We start from the raw sequence: 16,338 nt of genomic DNA, 5'->3' as shown, positions 1-16,338 counted from the left end.
AGATCGCGTCCGCCGTATGGACGCACCGTGACGGGAGTGGAAAGCTCGAAGAACCGCGGGCGTCGCCGGAGCCGCCACCGCACGCGGAGCCGCGTGTCCGCGCCCACAGTGACCTCACCGTGCACGGGAGGCAAGGCCATGGGCGACAAGGCGAACGCACACCCCGGAGCCGCCGGCAGGGCAACGGCGGCCGACCATCCCGCGTCCGTACGGAATGTGGTGCTGGTCGGCCACAGCGGATCGGGCAAGACCACATTGGTAGAAGCTCTCGCCCTCACGGCGGGGGCGGTGAACCGGGCGGGCCGGGTGGAGGACGGCGGCACCGTCTCCGACTACGACGAGATCGAGCACCGGCAGCAGCGTTCGGTGCAGCTCTCCCTGGTGCCCGTCGAATGGGACGGCATCAAGGTCAATGTTCTCGACACCCCCGGATACGCCGACTTCGTCGGGGAACTCAGGGCCGGTCTGCGAGCGGCGGACGCGGCCCTTTTCGTTGTCTCCGCGTCGGACGGGGTGGACGGCTCGACCCGCATGGTGTGGGAGGAGTGCGCCGCCGTCGGCATGCCCCGCGCCATCGTCGTCACCCACCTGGAGGCCGCGCGCGCCGACTACGAGGAGATGACGCGGATCTGCGCGGAGGCGTTCGGCGGGGACGACCCCGACGCCGTACTGCCGCTGTACCTGCCGCTGCACGGTCCGCCGGGACCCGACGGGCACGCGCCCGTGACGGGGCTGATCGGGCTGCTGTCGCAGAAGCTGTTCGACTACTCGACCGGCGAGCGCAAGGAGTCCGAACCGGATCCGGAACGGCTGCCGCTGATCGAGGAGGCCCGCAACCGGCTGATCGAGGGGATCATCTCGGAGAGCGAGGACGAGACCCTCATGGACCGGTATCTCGGCGGCGAGAGCATCGACGTCAAGACGCTGATCGAGGACCTGGAGCGGGCCGTCGCGCGCGGGGTGTTCTTCCCCGTCCTGGCCGCCGCCCCCGCCGCCGACGGCGCGAGGCAGGGCCTGGGCACGATCGAGCTGCTGGAACTGGTCACCAGAGGCTTCCCGACCCCGCTGGAGCGCGCGGCGCCCCGGGTCACCACGGTCGACGGGAAGCCGCGCGAGCTGAAGCTCTGCGATCCGGACGGGCCGCTGGTCGCCGAGGTCGTGAAGACGGCGTCCGACCCGTACGTCGGCCGGGTCTCCATGGTCCGGGTCTTCTCCGGCACCCTGCGCCCCGACGCGACCGTGCACGTCTCCGGGCACGGACTGGCCGACCGGGGGCACGAGGACCACGACGTCGACGAGCGCATCGGTGCCCTGTCGGCGCCGTTCGGCAAGCAGCAGCGCACCCTCACCCACTGCATCGCCGGGGACCTGGCGTCCGTGGCGAAGCTGAGCCGCGCGGAGACCGGCGACACGCTCTCGGCCAAGGACGACCCGCTGCTGATGGAGCCCTGGCAGATGCCGGACCCGCTGCTGCCGCTGGCCATCCAGGCACACAGCAAGGCCGACGAGGACAAGCTCTCGCAGGGCCTGTCCCGGCTGGTCGCCGAGGATCCGACGATGCGGCTCGAACAGAACCAGGACACCCACCAGGTGGTGCTGTGGTGCCTGGGCGAAGCTCACGCGGATGTCGCGCTGGAGCGGCTGCGCAGCCGGTACGGCGTCCAGGTCGACGTGATCCCGCACAGGGTCTCCCTGCGGGAGACGTTCGCGGACAAGTCCACAGGGCGCGGCCGGCATGTGAAGCAGTCCGGCGGGCACGGGCAGTACGCGATCTGCGAGATCGAGGTGGAGCCGCTGCCGGGCGGCTCGGGCATCGAGTTCGTGGACAAGGTGGTCGGCGGTGCGGTGCCGCGGCAGTTCATCCCGTCGGTCGAGAAGGGCGTAAGGGCCCAGGCGGCCAAGGGAGTTGCCGCCGGGTACCCGCTCATCGACATCCGGGTGACGCTGCTCGACGGCAAGGCGCACTCCGTGGACTCCTCCGACGCCGCGTTCCAGACGGCCGGCGCGCTGGCGCTGCGGGAGGCCGCGGCCGACGCGAGGATCCATCTGCTGGAGCCGGTGGCGGAGGTGACCGTCCTGGTCGGCGACGACTACGTGGGCGCCGTGATGAGCGATCTGTCGGGGCGGCGCGGCCGGGTGCTGGGCACCGAGCAGACGGTCGGCGCACGGACGCTCATACGGGCCGAGGTACCGGAGTTCGAGATCGGCCGGTACGCCGTCGACCTGCGCTCCCTGTCGCACGGCACTGCACGTTTCAACCGCACGTACGCGCGGCACGAACCGATGCCGCCGCAGATCGCCGAAAGGATCCGCGAAGAAGCACGCGACGCCTAGTAGTTGGCGCCGGGCGCGCCCCGGGCGACCGCACAACAGGCCTCGGCACAAGGGGCTCCTGACGCCCCACAAGTGAATTCCGGCGTCACACAAGCGACTTTTGTGGAACGCTCCCCTCCGCGTCGGCGGGCGGCTTCGGCCGTCCGCCGACGGATGTCGGTGCCTGGGGATACGCTGATCACCTGATCAACAGGTGTGCGGGGCAGGGAAGTCGGGAAGGCCGCAGGAGCGACAGTGGCGGCGATCGGGGGCGGGAATGACCTTTGACAGCGGCTACGCGGACATCTTCGGACCGCAGGTGCCGCGCGCGGGCGACGGGGACCAGACGGCGACGTTCGCGTTGGCCTCGGCGGCCTATCGGGACAATCTGGTCGCCGCCATCAAGAAGGCCGACAACGACTGGCACAAGACCGACGTCAAGGACGGCCTCAAGTGGGCGAAGATATTCCGGCCCAATCTGGGTGAGGCCTTCTCCCGGGCCGTGGTGGACCGCATGCTGGGCCCCGGCCGCAAGCCCCTGATCCAGTCCTTCGGCACCGAACCGCAGGTCGTCGTCGAGCACTGTCTGGCCGCCAACAACATCCGCAAGGACCGCGACCGGCTGCTGGCCCTGGTCATGGTGGTGTGCGGTCTGCTGTTCCTGCCCGGGCTGCTCGTCTGGCTACTGGTCTTCACCCTCCGCACCATGATCGCCAAGCGGGAGGACAAGCAGGCCGGCGCGTTTGCCACCGGGCTGCTCGTCGCGGTGGGCGCCCTCGCCGTGATCTTCCTGATCCGGACACCGTTCTCGGGTTTCTGGCTCTGGTATGCGCGAGCGTGTGTCGTCATGCCGGTGGTCGGCTGGTTCTGGGCCAAGCAGATCTGCGAGCGCACGGCGAAGGACCTGCGCGGGCGGTGGGACAGTCTGCTGGCCGGCAGCAGCGTCGGCGCGAAGGTGCCGGAGGCGGTGCCCAGCAGTCCCGGTGAGACCGCGGCCGAGCAGCTGCGCCAGTCCCTCGCCAAGCTCAGCGCCGAGCAGCAGTCCAACTCCGTGTTCTACGCCGGGCCCAAGGGCATACTCGGCATGGGCACGCGCTGGGGCTCCTGGCAGCTCGCCGAGGATCTGATCCCGGCCGACGCGGACCGGGAGATCCATCCGTTCCGCAGCTGGGACGTCATCCGCTCGATCCACGACCAGTTGCGCATGCTGGAGCGGAACACACTGAACACGGGCGGCTTCCCGAAGGCGTCCATACGGCACTGGATCGTCACGCCGATCGCGGAGAACGCCAAGGCGGTGTCCCGCCCCGAGGGCACCGACGTCGACGCCTACCAGATCAAGTCGCACGCCATACAGGACATCTGCAACAAGCAGCAGTTCGGCAGTGGTGACCGGCACTACCTGGGTGTCCAGTGGACGCTCTGGGACGGGCAGTTGGTGATCACCATGCTGATCACCGTCACGGTGCTGCACCAGACGCTGCGCATCGAGGTCACCGGCCACGCCCTCGGCCCGGTGAACGGGCTGTTCACCAGCAAGCCCGAGGCGCCGACCAAGGAGGTCGCCAAGTCGCTCAAGCCCTGGGAAACCCGGAAGGTGAAGCTTCCCCTGGTCAACAGCGACGAGGTGGTACGGCTGGCGGTGCGGGCCCCGATCTCCTGGTATCCGCCCCTGCTGAACTGGCTCGGCGGCACGATCGCCCTGCCCGAGCCCTTCGGCCTGCGGCACGCGTGGGCCGATCAGCCGTGGCGGCACCGCTTCATGGCCGACGACGCGCTGCGTGCCGCCACGCCGGTGCTGCGCGTGGTGCACTCGGCGGCGATCAAGGTGCTCGAGGAGAACGGCGTGGACACCGAGAAGTTCGGCAACAGGTCGGCGTTCCTCAGCACGGCCGTTCAGGATCCGATGCCGAGGAAGGCGGATCTGTACGACGCGTAGCGGGTCGGCGCAGGCCTGGCCGGGCTCAGAGCGCCGGCCAGGCCTCCGCCAGCATCTTGCGGGTGTCCGCGAGGAGCTGTGGCAGCACGCGCGTGTGCCCGACGACCGGCATGAAGTTCGTGTCGCCGCCCCAGCGCGGGACGATGTGCTGGTGCAGATGGGCGGCGATGCCCGCGCCCGCCACGGAGCCCTGGTTCATGCCGATGTTGAAGCCGTGCGCGCCGGACGCGGTCCGTAGCGCCGTCATCGCCTGCTTGGTCAGCGCGGCCAGCTCGACGGTCTCCGGCGCGGTGAGGTCCGTGTAGTCGGCGACATGGCGGTAGGGCACGACCATCAGGTGCCCGCCGTTGTACGGGTACAGATTGAGCACGGCGTAGACCTGCTCGCCGCGCCTGACGATCAGACCGTCCTCGTCGGACTTGGCCGGAATGGAGCAGAAGGGGCAGCCGTCCTCGGCACCCGGGCCGGTCGGCTTGCCCTCGCCCTGGATGTAGGCCATCCGATGAGGCGTCCACAGGCGCTGGAACGCGTCCTGCGTCCCCACTCCCAACTGCTGCTCCGGCTCACTCGTCATGCAAGGCAGCATATTGCTTCGCCCGTTCGCGGCGTGTCGGCGGGGTTGCGGGAAAGGCCCGCCGCGACAAGCTGGGCGAGTGGACAATGACCGTCGCGATGCACGCTGGCAACAGCGCACCGAGCTGCCGCTCGCCGTGGCGTCGCTGGCCTTTCTGGCCTCGTACGCGATCCTCGTACTGGCCCACGGCATGCCGGACGTCTGGCAGGACCTGTGCCTCGCGGTGCTGCTGGGCGCCTGGGCCCTGTTCGGCATCGACTACGCGGTGAGCTGGCGGCTGAGCGGGCAGCGGCTGGGCTACGTGCGGACCCACGTGCTGGACACGGTGGTGCTCGTCCTGCCGCTGCTGCGGCCCCTGCGGGTCGTGAAGGTCTACGAGGCCGTGCAGCGGCGGCACGACAGACCACGGCTCGCGCTGTACGGGCGCGTGATCGTCTACGCCGGGCTGTCCGCCGTGCTGCTGGGCTTCGCCGGAGCGCTCGCCGTGTTCCAGCAGGAGCGCGGGGCGCCGGGGGCCACGATCCGCACCTTCGGGGACTCCGTCTGGTGGGCCTGCGCGACCTTCACCACCGTCGGCTACGGCGACGTGGTCCCGGTGACCCCGATGGGACGGGTGATCGCGGTCGGCATGATGTTCATCGGCCTGGCGCTGCTCGGCGCGGTGACCGGTACCTTCGCCTCCTGGCTGCTCCAGGTGTTCTCGCGCGAGGACGACGAAAGGCCCCCGGGGGGCTGAATCCCCGAGGGCCCTCGATCGAGAACGGATCAGACCTGCGCCCGGTCCTCCACGACCTTCGCGATCTTGGCGATGGCCTCGTCGAACGGAATGCCGTTCTCCTGCGAGCCGTCGCGGTAGCGGAAGGAGACCGAGCCGTTCGCCATGTCCTCGTCGCCCGCGATGACCATGAAGGGCACCTTCTGCTTCTGGGCGTTGCGGATCTTCTTCTGCATACGGTCGGAGGACGAGTCGACCTCGACGCGCAGCCCCTGCTTCTTGGCCGCGGCGGCGAACTTCTCCAGGTAGTCGACGTGCCCGTCGCCGATCGGGATGCCGACCGCCTGCACCGGGGCCAGCCACGCCGGGAAGGCGCCCGCGTAGTGCTCCAGGAGCACCGCGAAGAACCGCTCGATGGAGCCGAACAGGGCGCGGTGGATCATGACCGGGCGCTGCTTGGAGCCATCGGGTGAGGTGTACTCGAGGTTGAACCGCTCGGGCAGGTTGAAGTCGAGCTGGATCGTCGACATCTGCCAGGTGCGGCCGATGGCGTCCTTGGTCTGGACGGAGATCTTCGGGCCGTAGAAGGCGGCACCGCCCGGGTCCGGGACCAGCGGCAGGCCCTGCTTTTCGGCGACCTGGCGCAGCGTCTCGGTCGCCTCCTCCCAGGCGTCGTCGGAGCCGACGAACTTCTCCGGGTCCTTGGTCGACAGCTCCAGGTAGAAGTCGGTCAGGCCGTAGTCGCGCAGCAGGCCGAGGACGAAGGTGAGCGTCTTGTCGAGCTCCTCGGCCATCTGCTCGCGGGTGCAGTAGATGTGCGCGTCGTCCTGGGTGAAGCCGCGGGCGCGGGTCAGGCCGTGCACGACGCCCGACTTCTCGTAGCGGTACACGGTCCCGAACTCGAAGAGCCGCAGCGGCAGTTCGCGGTAGGAGCGGCCGCGCGCGTCGAAGATCAGGTTGTGCATCGGGCAGTTCATGGGCTTGAGGTAGTAGTCCACGCCCTCGTCGAGCTGCATGGGCGGGTACATGCCCTCGGCGTACCAGTCCAGGTGGCCCGACGTCTCGAAGAGCTTCCCCTTGGTCGCGTGCGGGGTGTAGACGAACTCGTAGCCCTCGTCCTCGTGACGGCGCCGCGAGTAGTCCTCCATGACCCGGCGGATGATGCCGCCCTTGGGGTGGAAGACCGCGAGACCGGAGCCGATCTGCTCCGGGATGGAGAAGAGGTCCAGCTCGCTGCCCAGCTTGCGGTGGTCGCGCTTCTCGGCCTCGGCGAGGAAGTCGAGGTGTGCCTTCAGCTCGTCCTTCGTCGGCCAGGCGGTGCCGTAGATGCGCTGGAGCATCGGGTTCTTCTCGCTGCCGCGCCAGTAGGCGGCCGCGTTGCGCATCAGCTTGAACGCCGGGATGTTCCGGGTGGAGGGCAGGTGGGGACCGCGGCAGAGGTCCTTCCAGCACAGGTCGCCGGTCTTGGCGTCGAGGTTGTCGTAGATCGTCAGCTCGCCGGCGCCGACCTCGACGTCCGCGCCATCGGCCCCGTCCTGAACGGCGGGCGAGCCCTTGAGACCGATCAGCTCCAGCTTGTACGGCTCGTCCGCCAGCTCCTCGCGGGCCGCCTCGTCGGTGACCACGCGGCGGGAGAACTTCTGCCCCCGCTTCTGGATCTCCTGCATCTTCTTCTCGACGGCCTTGAGATCCTCGGGCGTGAACGGCTTCTCGACGTCGAAGTCGTAGTAGAACCCGTCCTTGACCGGCGGGCCGATGCCCAGCTTGGCCTCGGGGAAGAGCTCCTGCACGGCCTGCGCCATGACGTGCGCGGTGGAGTGGCGCAGGATGTTCAGGCCGTCCTCGGAGGAGATCTCGACGCCCTCGATCTCGTCGCCCTCCGAGACGGCGTACGCCAGGTCCTTCAGCTCGCCGGCCACGCGCGCGGCGATGATCGAGCGCTCGCCGGCGAACAGCTCGGCGGCCGTGGTGCCCGTCGTCACCGTTCGCTCTTCCCGCTCGGAATCGCGTTGGATGATCACACGGACGTCTGACACCGGTCTCTCCTGACTGAAGGTGGATGCGGGCGCCGTACCTGGAGCGCGCGCAATACCGGATCGTACCGACCCGGGACCGCCCACCGCGAAATGAGTTTCCGGACCGGCTGCCGGGGCCGGTGCCGGGCTCAGTCGTCGAAATCGCCGTCCAGGTCGGTGCCGTCCGCTCCGCAGGCCTCCTCGAAGAAGGCTGTGATCTCTGCGGTCTCCTGGAGCGACTTCATCAGCCGGTCCCGCTCGGCTTCGTCCACCTGCACCGGTGCGACCCCGGAGGCGCCGGTGAGCCTGCGGAAGCCGCCCCGGCTCTCCAGCCGGCCGTGCACCCGCACCGGCAGTCCGACGAGGTGGGCGTGCCCGGCGATGCGGTACGCCTCCTCGTCCAGGGTCAGCCGGATGTGCGGGACCTCGGCCCCCGCGATCACCCGAAGCCGTACGGCGCCCTCGCCGCGCGGCCCCGACCTGCGCATCCGTGTCACCGTCCCGGTGATCCGCACCGGCACGGCCGGTTCCTCGCGCAGATAGCGGGCCCCCGCCTCACGCAGCACGGGCAGGTCACCGGGCGAGAACTCGACGGCCTCGACGGGTGCCGCGCAGCCCTCGGGGACCCCGGCGCCGGGCGCCCACTCGACGGCGATGCGGGCGCCCTCGCTGCCGCGGACCAGGGCGACGATCGCCTCGGTCAGTTCGCGGCTGACGCCTGCTTCGACAGCGCCGTCGAAGGCGTCCATCCCGCCGGTGGCCCGCTGGTAGTCGATGGCCTCACGGGCGGCGTACAGGGCCTGGTGCAGTCGTACGGCGAGCAGGCGGCCGGTGTCGACGGGCACGAACGCGGCCAGCTGACGGCCGCCGGGTGCGTTGCCCACGAGGACGTTCTCCAAGGACGCGGCGGCGGGGCGGCGGTGCCGGGCGCCGTAATAGCCCGCACGCGCGCATGTGGCGAGAGCGCCCGCCAGAAGCATCTGGCGGGCGGCGGTGCGCAGTTGTTCCTCGACGGTCCATGGCGCGGCGCCGGCCGGGCCGGTCGGCACATCGCGCCACCAGCGGACCTCGTCGCTGGGCACGGTGAGACCGACCAGGACGTCGCGTGCGGAGGGCGAGCCGCTGCGGGACAGCGCGATGAGGGCCTCGCCGAGCAGGTCGTCGCTGTCGGGAAAGGCCCGGTTCTCGGGCACGAGCAGGCTCGTACCGGCGCCGCCGGGACCCGGCGGGGTCCAGCGGCCGTACCGTCCGGCGGCGCCGCCGCGGCGCTGCCAGCCGTGCCGGTGCAGCAGGGCGCTGAGCACCGCGGGGTCGACCTCGTCGGGCTGGGGCGGACGGTTCCACTGCGCATCCACCGGATGCGGCCGCCCTGGTCGTACCGGCTCCTCCAGCGAGCGGTGTGTCATGGCCTGCCTCCCGTCCCGACGCGCGTCATGATCTCGCAGAGCGCCCGGTCGTCGAAAATGCGTGAGGTCGATACCCGCACGGTGGTCCGGCGCCGACCGGTGATGGGGTGGCCGGCCAGGTTGACCCAGTAGCAGCAGTGCCTCAGGTCGAGCCGGTCGTGGCTGGCGCGCAGCCAGTCGTCCTGGGACCGCGGGACGAGCATCACGACCATGATCTTGTGCACGGACACCGGGGTGCGGGCGAGCTTCGCGAGATGGTCGTTGTCGAGCGTGAAGGAGAAGGAGCGCCCCATCTGACGGGGCGGGGGCGCAGCCCCCTCGGTTGAGGGTGGTGGTGGGAGACGGGCGGGCGGGTTCGGCGGGATCTGGTAGGTGGCCTTGAGCTGCACCTTTATGGTCACTTCGTCGTCGACGGTGTGCCCGGCGGCGCTGTGGCTGACGTGCCAGTCGATGCCGTTGTCCGGAAATGGCTGGGACAGCGAACAGCCCGCCGCGGCGGCGACGGCATGCAGATAGCCCACCTGCAGTGTCTCCATGCAGGCGGTGGTGGCGAGTGAACCGCGATGGGGGCCCGTCCGAGCGGGCAGCAGCCCGCCCCGTTCGGGCTGCGCTATCGCCATGACCAACAGCCTTCCACGCCGGTGAATCCCCGCAATGGGCCCGCTGAACTGCAAAGACCCGCACTCCTGTTGTGTCCTTCCGGCGTACGGCGCAAACAGCCCGGGTATCACCAAACGGGCAGAAGACGGTGCGTCAGCTGCCGTGGGTGAACGAGGAGTTGTGTAGGTATGACGTGCTGGTACGAGGGCCCTCTGGCCGCGTTCGACACGGAGACCACGGGCGTGGACGTCGAGACCGACCGGATAGTGTCGGCCGCTGTTGTCGTCCAGGATGCCCCGGGTGCCCGGCCTCGGGTGCGCCAGTGGCTGGTGAACCCGGGTGTGCCGGTGCCCGAAGGGGCCACGGAGGTACACGGACTGACGGATGAGCATCTCCAGCGCAACGGCCGTTGGCCCGCGCCGGTGATGCATGAGATAGCCAGTGAACTGGCCGAGCAGATGGCGGCGAGCCGTCCGCTCGTGGTGATGAACGCACCCTTCGATCTGACCATTCTGGACCGCGAGTTGCGGCGCCATCGGGCCTCGTCCCTGGACCACTGGTTCGAGACGTCGCCGATGCTGGTGCTCGACCCTCGGGTCCTCGACAAGCATCTGGACCGCTACCGCAAGGGCCGCCGCACACTGACCGACCTGTGCGCGCACTACGGCGTCGTCCTGGACGGCGCGCACGACGCCGCGGCCGACGCCACGGCCGCACTGGATGTCGTACGGGCGGTGGGGCGCCGTTTCGCAGCCCGGCTGGAACGCCTCTCCCCCGCCGAACTGCACACCCTGCAAGCCGTGTGGCATGCGGCGCAGGCGCGTGGCCTACAGGCGTGGTTCGCACGCAGCGGCACCGAGGAGGCAGTGGACCCGGCGTGGCCCCTGCGTCCGGACCTGCCGGCGGCGGCGTGAACACACCACGAGTGCACAAGAAGGCCGGTCCGCCAAGGCGGACCGGCCTTTTCCCGGTGGGCGATACTGGGTTCGAACCAGTGACCTCTTCGGTGTGAACGAAGCGCTCTCCCACTGAGCTAATCGCCCGGGACCGGACTGAACAATACAGGTCCCGGCGGGTTTGCATCAAACCGCTTCCAAGTACGCGGTCAGCCCCCGCCGTCCGGCCCGCATCATCAGCCGGTGGTTGGCCCGGAAGACCGGCCGCCCCGGCACGGCGAGGCGCCTGAGCAGCGGCTTGCTCACATCGACGACCTGGTCGTAGCGGACGCGGGTGCCCGCGCCGTGCGCACTGACCGTCCAGCGCGCCCAGCCGTCCAGGTCGCCGGACATCTCGATCTCCAGCACCCCGGCCGTACGATCGCGCACCATCTCACGCGCGGTGAAGGTCAGGTCGTACGGCAGCGCGGCGCGGATCCTGACGAAGCCGCTGGAGTCGTCGATCGGGTCGACCTCCCTGACCTGCGGCCACCAGTCGGGGTAGTCCTCGGCCCGCTCCAGCACGGCGAACACGGTGGCGGGCGGCGCACGCAGGACCCACACGGTGCGGAAGCGGTAGTGGGACCAGTCCATGGTCCGAGTCTGCCCCGTGCGCCTACACAGCGGATACATATGAGTACGTTCTGAGTATCCGCACTCATGCCGTACGACGTGATGCGGACCACACTCCAAGACATGACGCACACGCCACCACCGGCCGAGGAGTTGCGAATCCTCGACTGGGAGCTACGGCAACTGGACGCCCGTCGGGCGCAGTTGCTGGCCCGTCGGGCCTGGCTGATCGCCTCGCTGCACCCGGTCAAGCAGCCGTCGGCCGAGCCGCCCCGCGTCGAGGCCACCGCCCCGCGGGTCCAGAACGTCCTGCTGCTGCTCGGCGGCGTCCTGCTCACCCTCGCGGCGACGGCGTTCACGCTGGTCAGCTGGCGGCACCTGGGGGTCGGCGGGCGTGCTCTGGTGCTCGGCGCGGTCACCGCGGCCGTGCTCGCCGCGCCGGCGGCACTGCTGAAGCGCGGGCTGCGCTCGACGGCCGAGTCGGTGGCGGGCCTGGGACTGGCACTGACGGTGCTGGACGCCTACGCGCTGCACGAGGTCGCCTTCGCGGGGGCCGACGGCATGAGGTTCGCGGCGGCGTCGGCGGCGCTGCTGGCGGGCGCGTGGGCCGCGTACGGGTTCCTTCCGCGCATGCGGGAGATGCGTCTGCCGCTGCCCGCAGCGCTGGCGGCGGCCCAACTCCCGCTGCTCCTCTGGTCCGTCTCGGTGGACGCGGGTGGGTACACGATCACGGCCGCGCTTCTCGCGACGGCCGGGTTCGACACGGTTGTCGCGCTCCGGGCGACCGCCGGGTCCGTACGTCTCGTCGCCGCCGGCGGCGCGTACGGCCTGGGCGGCTGGGGCGTGCTGGCGGCCGGCCGGCTGTCCTGGACGGCCACCGGTCCGAGCGCCGCCGCCCGTGCGGCGGCGCTCCTCCTCCTTGCCGCGGCCTTCGCACTGGGCGCGGCCTGGCAGGCGGGCGAGAAGCAGGCGAGGGGGCTCGCCGCCGCTTCCGGGCTGCTCGTCGTCGCCGCACTCGGCGGCGCGCTGCGCCCGGTGCTGCCGGACGCGTGGACCGTGCCCGTCCATCTCGCCTGCGGTCTCGCCCTGTTGGCAGCAGCAGCACTGAGTCGGCTCCCGGAGGCCGTGCGGCGGGGTATCGCCTGTGCCTCCGCGGCCGTACAGGCCCTTGCCGTGCTGTGGACGCTTCCCGTGGTGGCCGTCGCCCTGCTGGGGTCGGCCGACTGGTTGGGGCATGTGTGGTCGGGGGCGCCGGAGTCGGCACGCGACGCGGTCACGGTCGAGGTGCCGTGGCCGCCGGACTCGGCCACCGCGTCCCTCGTCCTCGCCGCGGTCGCCGGGGTACTGGCGCTGACGGTGCGGCAGGCCACCTGGCGGCCACGGGCTCTCGACGCGTCCCTGACCCTGGCCTGGGCGGGCGTGCTCGTCGTCCCCGCGACGCTGGAACTGCCGTACACCGCAACCCTGTTGATCCTGGGACTCGGCACAGCGGCGCTTCTGCTCCTCGGGCGGACCACGGCGACCGTCCTCGCCCTTCTCACCTCCCTGAGCCTCGCTTTCCTCGCCCTCGCCTCCGAACCGGCCACCCTGGCGACTCTCGCGTCCCTGACCGTGCTCTTCGCGGTCGGCGTGCGCAGGCCGCTGCCCGCAGCCGCGTCCCTGGCGTACGCCACCGCGCTCGCGGTCGCAGTGGGGGCGGCGCTGGACCTGCGGCCGGAGCACACGGCGCTGTGCGTCCTGGTCGTCACCGCGGCCGCGGCGCTGCTGGCGGCGTACGTCCAGGAGAAGACGACGACTGCCGTCGAGGTGACCGGGGCGGTCGCGGGCCTCGTCGCCGTCGGTCTGGCGATGGGCGAACCGCCGATGCTGGCCCTGGTGCTCGCGCTCGGCGGGGTGATCGCGGCCGGCACGGCGATCCGACCGGACCGTCGCGCCGCCGGATACGTCGCCGCCGCCCTCTTCGTCCTGGCCACCTGGGTGCGGCTCGCGTCCTGGGACGTCGCCACGCCCGAGGCGTACACGCTGCCGGTCACCGTGCCCGCCCTGATCGTCGGCGCCCTGCGCAGGCAGCGCGATCCGCAGACGTCGTCCTGGACGGCGTACGCCCCCGGCCTCGCGGCGACCCTCGTGCCGAGCCTCGTCGCGGTCTGGGCCGGCCAGCAGGGCCCCCGCCCGCTGCTCCTGGGCGCGGCGGCCCTGCTGATCACCCTGCTGGGCGCCCGCCATCACCTCCAGGCACCCCTGCTGCTCGGCGGCTCGGTACTCGTCCTGGACACGCTGCACGAACTCGCCCCGTACCTCGCCGAGATGACGACCACACTCCCCCGCTGGGTGCCACCCGCACTCGCCGGCCTCCTGCTGCTGGCACTCGGAGCGACGTACGAGCAGCGCATCAGGGATGCCAGAAAGGTGCGGGACATCCTGGGAAGGATGAGCTGAAGCGCCCCGAAGGGGCGCGGGGAACTGCGCGACCAGCCCCCACCGGCCCGCAGTTCCCCACAATCCTCAAGGCATCCGATCTCCGAGCAGCGCCAGATTCTCGATCGCCGCAAGCCCGTACAACGCAGTGTCGTTCGTGGACACCCAGCTCGCCTCACGCCCCGCCACCAGCGTCACCGGCCCGCTCAACTCCTCCGTCTTCCAGGGCGCAGCCTCCATGTACCCGTCGGAGTTGTAGAACTTCTCCCACGCGCGCGTGGCCAGCTTCTCGTCCCCCGTCTGCACAGCCGCATACGCATCGAGCCGCGAGTGCCCCTGGAAGAGCAGCAGGGAGCCGAAGTTGGAGCCGTACCGCGCCGCCTGCTCCGCCTTCGTCGCGTTGAAGTAGCGGCAGTAGTCGAAGTACGCCTCATTGAACTTCGGCATGTCGATCAGGTCGATCAGCTCCGCGCACAGTTCGTTGAGGCCGAACACCGCGGAGAGGTGCGAGACACCGACCACGGGCGACGCGGCGACCGCGAACCTGCCGGTGTCGAGGTCGTACAGCCCACTGCCCTGAACGAACCCGTTGGGCTGCGCCGCGATGGTCTCCATCGTCGACAGCACGCGCGCCTTGGCCTTCTCCCACTTGGGGCCCTTGCGCTCCCATTCCGTCAGCCACGCCGACACCAGCCCGCTCCAGTCCGTGCCGAAGCCGATCGACAGGGCGTGCCGGTCGGGTGTGTACGGCTCGGTGCGGATCTTCCGGATGGGGTCGAGGACGAGGAAGGTCTCGTCGGAGTCGACGTTGGCGTGCATGAGGTCGCCGACCCGTTCGTCGGCGGTGAGGAAGTAGTAGTAGCGCCGGTAGGTGGTGTTGGCGATGCGCTGCTGCTTGGCGCTGTCGGCGTAGTGCTGCACGCCGTGCCGGGTGCCGAGGCCCGCCCATTCGCCCAGGTGGTAGACGTCGACCTCGCCGGTGTGCCGGGTCATCGCCTCGGCGAAGCGGAAGATGTCGGCACGGCCCGAGCGGAGGTACGCGTACCAGAGCCAGAGGTCGGGCGAGAGTTCCGAGTTGTCCCAGGCGTAGCCGCCGATGTCGTACCGCCATTGGTGCCGGACCGTGTCGTACGAGTGCATGACGTCGCCGTAGTCCCAGAAGCCGTACCAACGGCGCATCTCCACCTGGTCCTTGTAGTAGGTGAAGAGGAAGTCGAGGTGGTCCTCGATCTTTGCCTTGGCGGGCGTGGAGCGGTCGGGCTCGGCGAAGAGACCCGGGCCGAAGACCTGGGCCCTGACGAGCTGCTTCGGCGGGGCGGCGAGTTGCGGCAACACGCGTACGGCCTCGACCTGTTCGGCGAGCTCGTCGGCCGTCGGCGTGGACTCGTTGGCCCAGAAGAGGAGTTCGGAGGTGCGGGCGATGCCGTAGGGGGTGCCGAAGCCGGGTTCGTAGTCCTCGTAGGTGATGTTGAGGCCTTCGAGCTGCTCGGGGTAGGTGTCCTGGTCCATGCCGTCGTGGTAGAAGCGCAGGTCCATGGGGAGCGCCTCGGGCGACCAGAGCCACATGGTGACCTCGGCCTCGTCGGTGTGGGCGTCGCGGATGTCGAGCTGGGCCGGGAACTTCTCCCAGAAGTCCCGCAGCCCGAAGGAGAGTCCGCCGCTGACGCCACCGACGTATCCGAAGCCGGACGCGCGCCTGCCGCCTCCGGCGCCGATCCAGCCGTAGCCCTTCTTGGTCCGCTTGCGGACGGTGAACCCGTCGGCGGAGAGCTGGGAGAGGGTGTGGTCGCCCCACTCGGGGATGTACTGGAGCCGGGTCGTCACCCGCTGGTCCCAGGTCGACGGGTCGGGCAGTTTCTCCCCCGCGAACTGCGCCGCCTGCACGGCCGCGCCCGGGTCGCGGCGCAGTCCGGTGATGCCCTTGACGGCCTCGCGGAGCAGTCCGGTGCCCTCTCCGCCGATGCGGATGTGGCGGTCGTACGACTCGTCCCGCATCGGCACGGTGAAGCGCACGCCGATGCCGCGGATGAAGTCGCCACTTGCCTTGCCGGGCTCCTGGGTGCCGTCGTAGGTGATGGTGTGCACCATGCGGAAGGAGTCGGCGCCCGCGTAGAAGTAGAGGCGGATGGAGAACGGCAGCCAACTCCGGCCGCCCTTGCGGTGCTTGCCGTCGATGCGGACGACGGCCCGGACCGGGCCCTCCTGCTCGACGGTGACCTCTGCGATCGCCCCCTCGAAGCGCTCGTACTTCACCGTCCCCTGGTCGCCGTCCTCGATCTCCGGCTGACGGAGCAGGACGAGCCTGCCGTTGCGCGCGATCTCCGTCGTGCCCCGCGTGACGGACTTGACCAGCGTGGCGCCGGACTTGCCGATCCTCGCGGTGATGACGCCGGTCGATATGTCGATGGTGCCGCCGCTCTTGTCGACGGTGACCTTGTGTGCGGGTGCGGCGGGCTCGCCGGCGGCGAGGGTGAGCTTGCCGTTGCCCGAACTCACCGCGTGCGCCGACCACTTGAGGGAGCCGTCCGGCCAGTAGGCGATGGGCCACGACTGGACGGGCACGGCCTTGCCGTCGGCGTCGGTCAGCACGAAGGTCTGGTCCGCCTGGTACGCGCCCTTCGGCCAGGGGACGCCGACCGTGGAGCCGGGTGCGGCGCCGAGGCCGCCGTCCTCCAGCCAGTCCAGGGTCACCGGGTCCGCGTCGGCCGGCTCGGCTCTCGGGGCCGCCACCGCGTTCGTACCGAGGGCCCAGCTGAACTGGGCGGCGGCTCCGGCGACGGCGGCAGCCTTGAGAAGGGACCTGCGAGGGATGGGAGACATGGGAGTTTCCACCTTTCCTTTCCGTGCGGA

11 protein-coding genes and 1 tRNA gene are annotated in these 16,338 nt (G+C 70.4%); 5 read left to right on the top strand and 7 right to left on the bottom strand.

Annotated elements, in window-relative coordinates:
- Positions 1 to 138 precede the first annotated feature (138 nt).
- The gene (locus tag ACIHFB_RS37730) at positions 139 to 2,334 is read left to right on the top strand and encodes an elongation factor G-like protein EF-G2 (RefSeq protein WP_365282510.1); all 2,196 of its coding nucleotides are present in this window, start codon (positions 139 to 141) and stop codon (positions 2,332 to 2,334) included.
- A gap of 256 nt (positions 2,335 to 2,590) precedes the next feature.
- Positions 2,591 to 4,252, top strand: coding sequence for a hypothetical protein (locus ACIHFB_RS37725; RefSeq protein ID WP_400129266.1), 1,662 nt, complete (start codon positions 2,591 to 2,593; stop codon positions 4,250 to 4,252).
- Between the two features lie 25 nt (positions 4,253 to 4,277).
- Here the strand turns inward: ACIHFB_RS37725 and ACIHFB_RS37720 are convergent, their stop codons facing one another.
- Complete coding sequence (locus ACIHFB_RS37720; RefSeq protein WP_365282508.1) at positions 4,278 to 4,838, bottom strand: HIT domain-containing protein; 561 nt, start codon at positions 4,836 to 4,838, stop codon at positions 4,278 to 4,280.
- A gap of 67 nt (positions 4,839 to 4,905) precedes the next feature.
- On the opposite strand from ACIHFB_RS37720, the gene ACIHFB_RS37715 reads away from it, so the two are divergent.
- Positions 4,906 to 5,562: an ion channel gene (locus ACIHFB_RS37715; protein ID WP_365282507.1), complete on the top strand. Its 657-nt coding sequence runs from the start codon at positions 4,906 to 4,908 to the stop codon at positions 5,560 to 5,562.
- A 29-nt stretch (positions 5,563 to 5,591) separates the two neighbouring features.
- On the opposite strand, the gene thrS is transcribed toward ACIHFB_RS37715, so the two are convergent.
- The 3 genes from thrS to ACIHFB_RS37700 all read right to left on the bottom strand — a co-directional run bounded on the left by thrS (position 5,592) and on the right by ACIHFB_RS37700 (position 9,582).
- Positions 5,592 to 7,577: a threonine--tRNA ligase gene (gene thrS / locus ACIHFB_RS37710; protein WP_400129265.1), complete on the bottom strand. Its 1,986-nt coding sequence runs from the start codon at positions 7,575 to 7,577 to the stop codon at positions 5,592 to 5,594.
- Between the two features lie 128 nt (positions 7,578 to 7,705).
- On the bottom strand, positions 7,706 to 8,962 hold the full coding sequence (locus ACIHFB_RS37705) for a hypothetical protein (protein ID WP_365282505.1): 1,257 nt from the start codon (positions 8,960 to 8,962) through the stop codon (positions 7,706 to 7,708).
- Complete coding sequence (locus ACIHFB_RS37700; protein WP_400129264.1) at positions 8,959 to 9,582, bottom strand: DUF4365 domain-containing protein; 624 nt, start codon at positions 9,580 to 9,582, stop codon at positions 8,959 to 8,961. The genes ACIHFB_RS37705 and ACIHFB_RS37700 overlap by 4 nt, the downstream gene beginning before the upstream one ends.
- Positions 9,583 to 9,750: 168 nt before the next feature.
- Here ACIHFB_RS37700 and ACIHFB_RS37695 point away from each other — a divergent pair, with 168 nt between their 5' ends.
- Positions 9,751 to 10,476 carry a 3'-5' exonuclease gene (locus tag ACIHFB_RS37695; RefSeq protein WP_365282503.1) on the top strand — a complete coding sequence of 242 codons (726 nt, stop codon included), beginning with the start codon at positions 9,751 to 9,753 and terminating at the stop codon, positions 10,474 to 10,476.
- Positions 10,477 to 10,533: 57 nt separating this feature from the next.
- Here ACIHFB_RS37695 and ACIHFB_RS37690 read toward each other — a convergent pair.
- Together ACIHFB_RS37690 and ACIHFB_RS37685 are read right to left on the bottom strand one after the other, a co-directional pair.
- Positions 10,534 to 10,605, bottom strand: a tRNA-Val gene (locus ACIHFB_RS37690).
- Between the two features lie 39 nt (positions 10,606 to 10,644).
- On the bottom strand, positions 10,645 to 11,091 hold the full coding sequence (locus ACIHFB_RS37685) for an SRPBCC family protein (protein ID WP_400129263.1): 447 nt from the start codon (positions 11,089 to 11,091) through the stop codon (positions 10,645 to 10,647).
- A gap of 66 nt (positions 11,092 to 11,157) precedes the next feature.
- On the opposite strand from ACIHFB_RS37685, the gene ACIHFB_RS37680 reads away from it, so the two are divergent.
- Positions 11,158 to 13,509, top strand: a complete 2,352-nt coding sequence (locus ACIHFB_RS37680; RefSeq protein WP_400129262.1) for an SCO7613 C-terminal domain-containing membrane protein — start codon at positions 11,158 to 11,160, stop codon at positions 13,507 to 13,509.
- A gap of 66 nt (positions 13,510 to 13,575) precedes the next feature.
- Here ACIHFB_RS37680 and ACIHFB_RS37675 read toward each other — a convergent pair whose 3' ends face one another.
- The gene (locus ACIHFB_RS37675) at positions 13,576 to 16,308 is read right to left on the bottom strand and encodes a Tat pathway signal sequence domain protein (RefSeq protein ID WP_400129261.1); all 2,733 of its coding nucleotides are present in this window, start codon (positions 16,306 to 16,308) and stop codon (positions 13,576 to 13,578) included.
- Positions 16,309 to 16,338 lie beyond the last annotated feature (30 nt).

The organism is Streptomyces sp. NPDC051963, assembly GCF_044593495.1.
GTDB lineage: Bacteria > Actinomycetota > Actinomycetes > Streptomycetales > Streptomycetaceae > Streptomyces.
The sequence above is the reverse complement of the archived record's forward strand: the minus strand, read 5'-3'. Positions and strand labels throughout refer to the sequence as shown.

Bases quoted from the DNA above. Each gene is read 5' to 3' on its own strand.
- ACIHFB_RS37730 (WP_365282510.1), top strand. From the start codon at position 139: ATGGGCGACAAGGCGAACGCACACCCCGGAGCCGCCGGCAGGGCAACG.
- ACIHFB_RS37725 (WP_400129266.1), top strand. From the start codon at position 2,591: ATGACCTTTGACAGCGGCTACGCGGACATCTTCGGACCGCAGGTGCCG.
- ACIHFB_RS37720 (WP_365282508.1), bottom strand. From the start codon at position 4,838: ATGCTGCCTTGCATGACGAGTGAGCCGGAGCAGCAGTTGGGAGTGGGG.
- ACIHFB_RS37705 (WP_365282505.1), bottom strand. From the start codon at position 8,962: ATGACACACCGCTCGCTGGAGGAGCCGGTACGACCAGGGCGGCCGCAT.
- ACIHFB_RS37700 (WP_400129264.1), bottom strand. From the start codon at position 9,582: ATGGCGATAGCGCAGCCCGAACGGGGCGGGCTGCTGCCCGCTCGGACG.
- ACIHFB_RS37695 (WP_365282503.1), top strand. From the start codon at position 9,751: ATGACGTGCTGGTACGAGGGCCCTCTGGCCGCGTTCGACACGGAGACC.
- ACIHFB_RS37685 (WP_400129263.1), bottom strand. From the start codon at position 11,091: ATGGACTGGTCCCACTACCGCTTCCGCACCGTGTGGGTCCTGCGTGCG.
- ACIHFB_RS37680 (WP_400129262.1), top strand. From the start codon at position 11,158: ATGCCGTACGACGTGATGCGGACCACACTCCAAGACATGACGCACACG.
- ACIHFB_RS37675 (WP_400129261.1), bottom strand. From the start codon at position 16,308: ATGTCTCCCATCCCTCGCAGGTCCCTTCTCAAGGCTGCCGCCGTCGCC.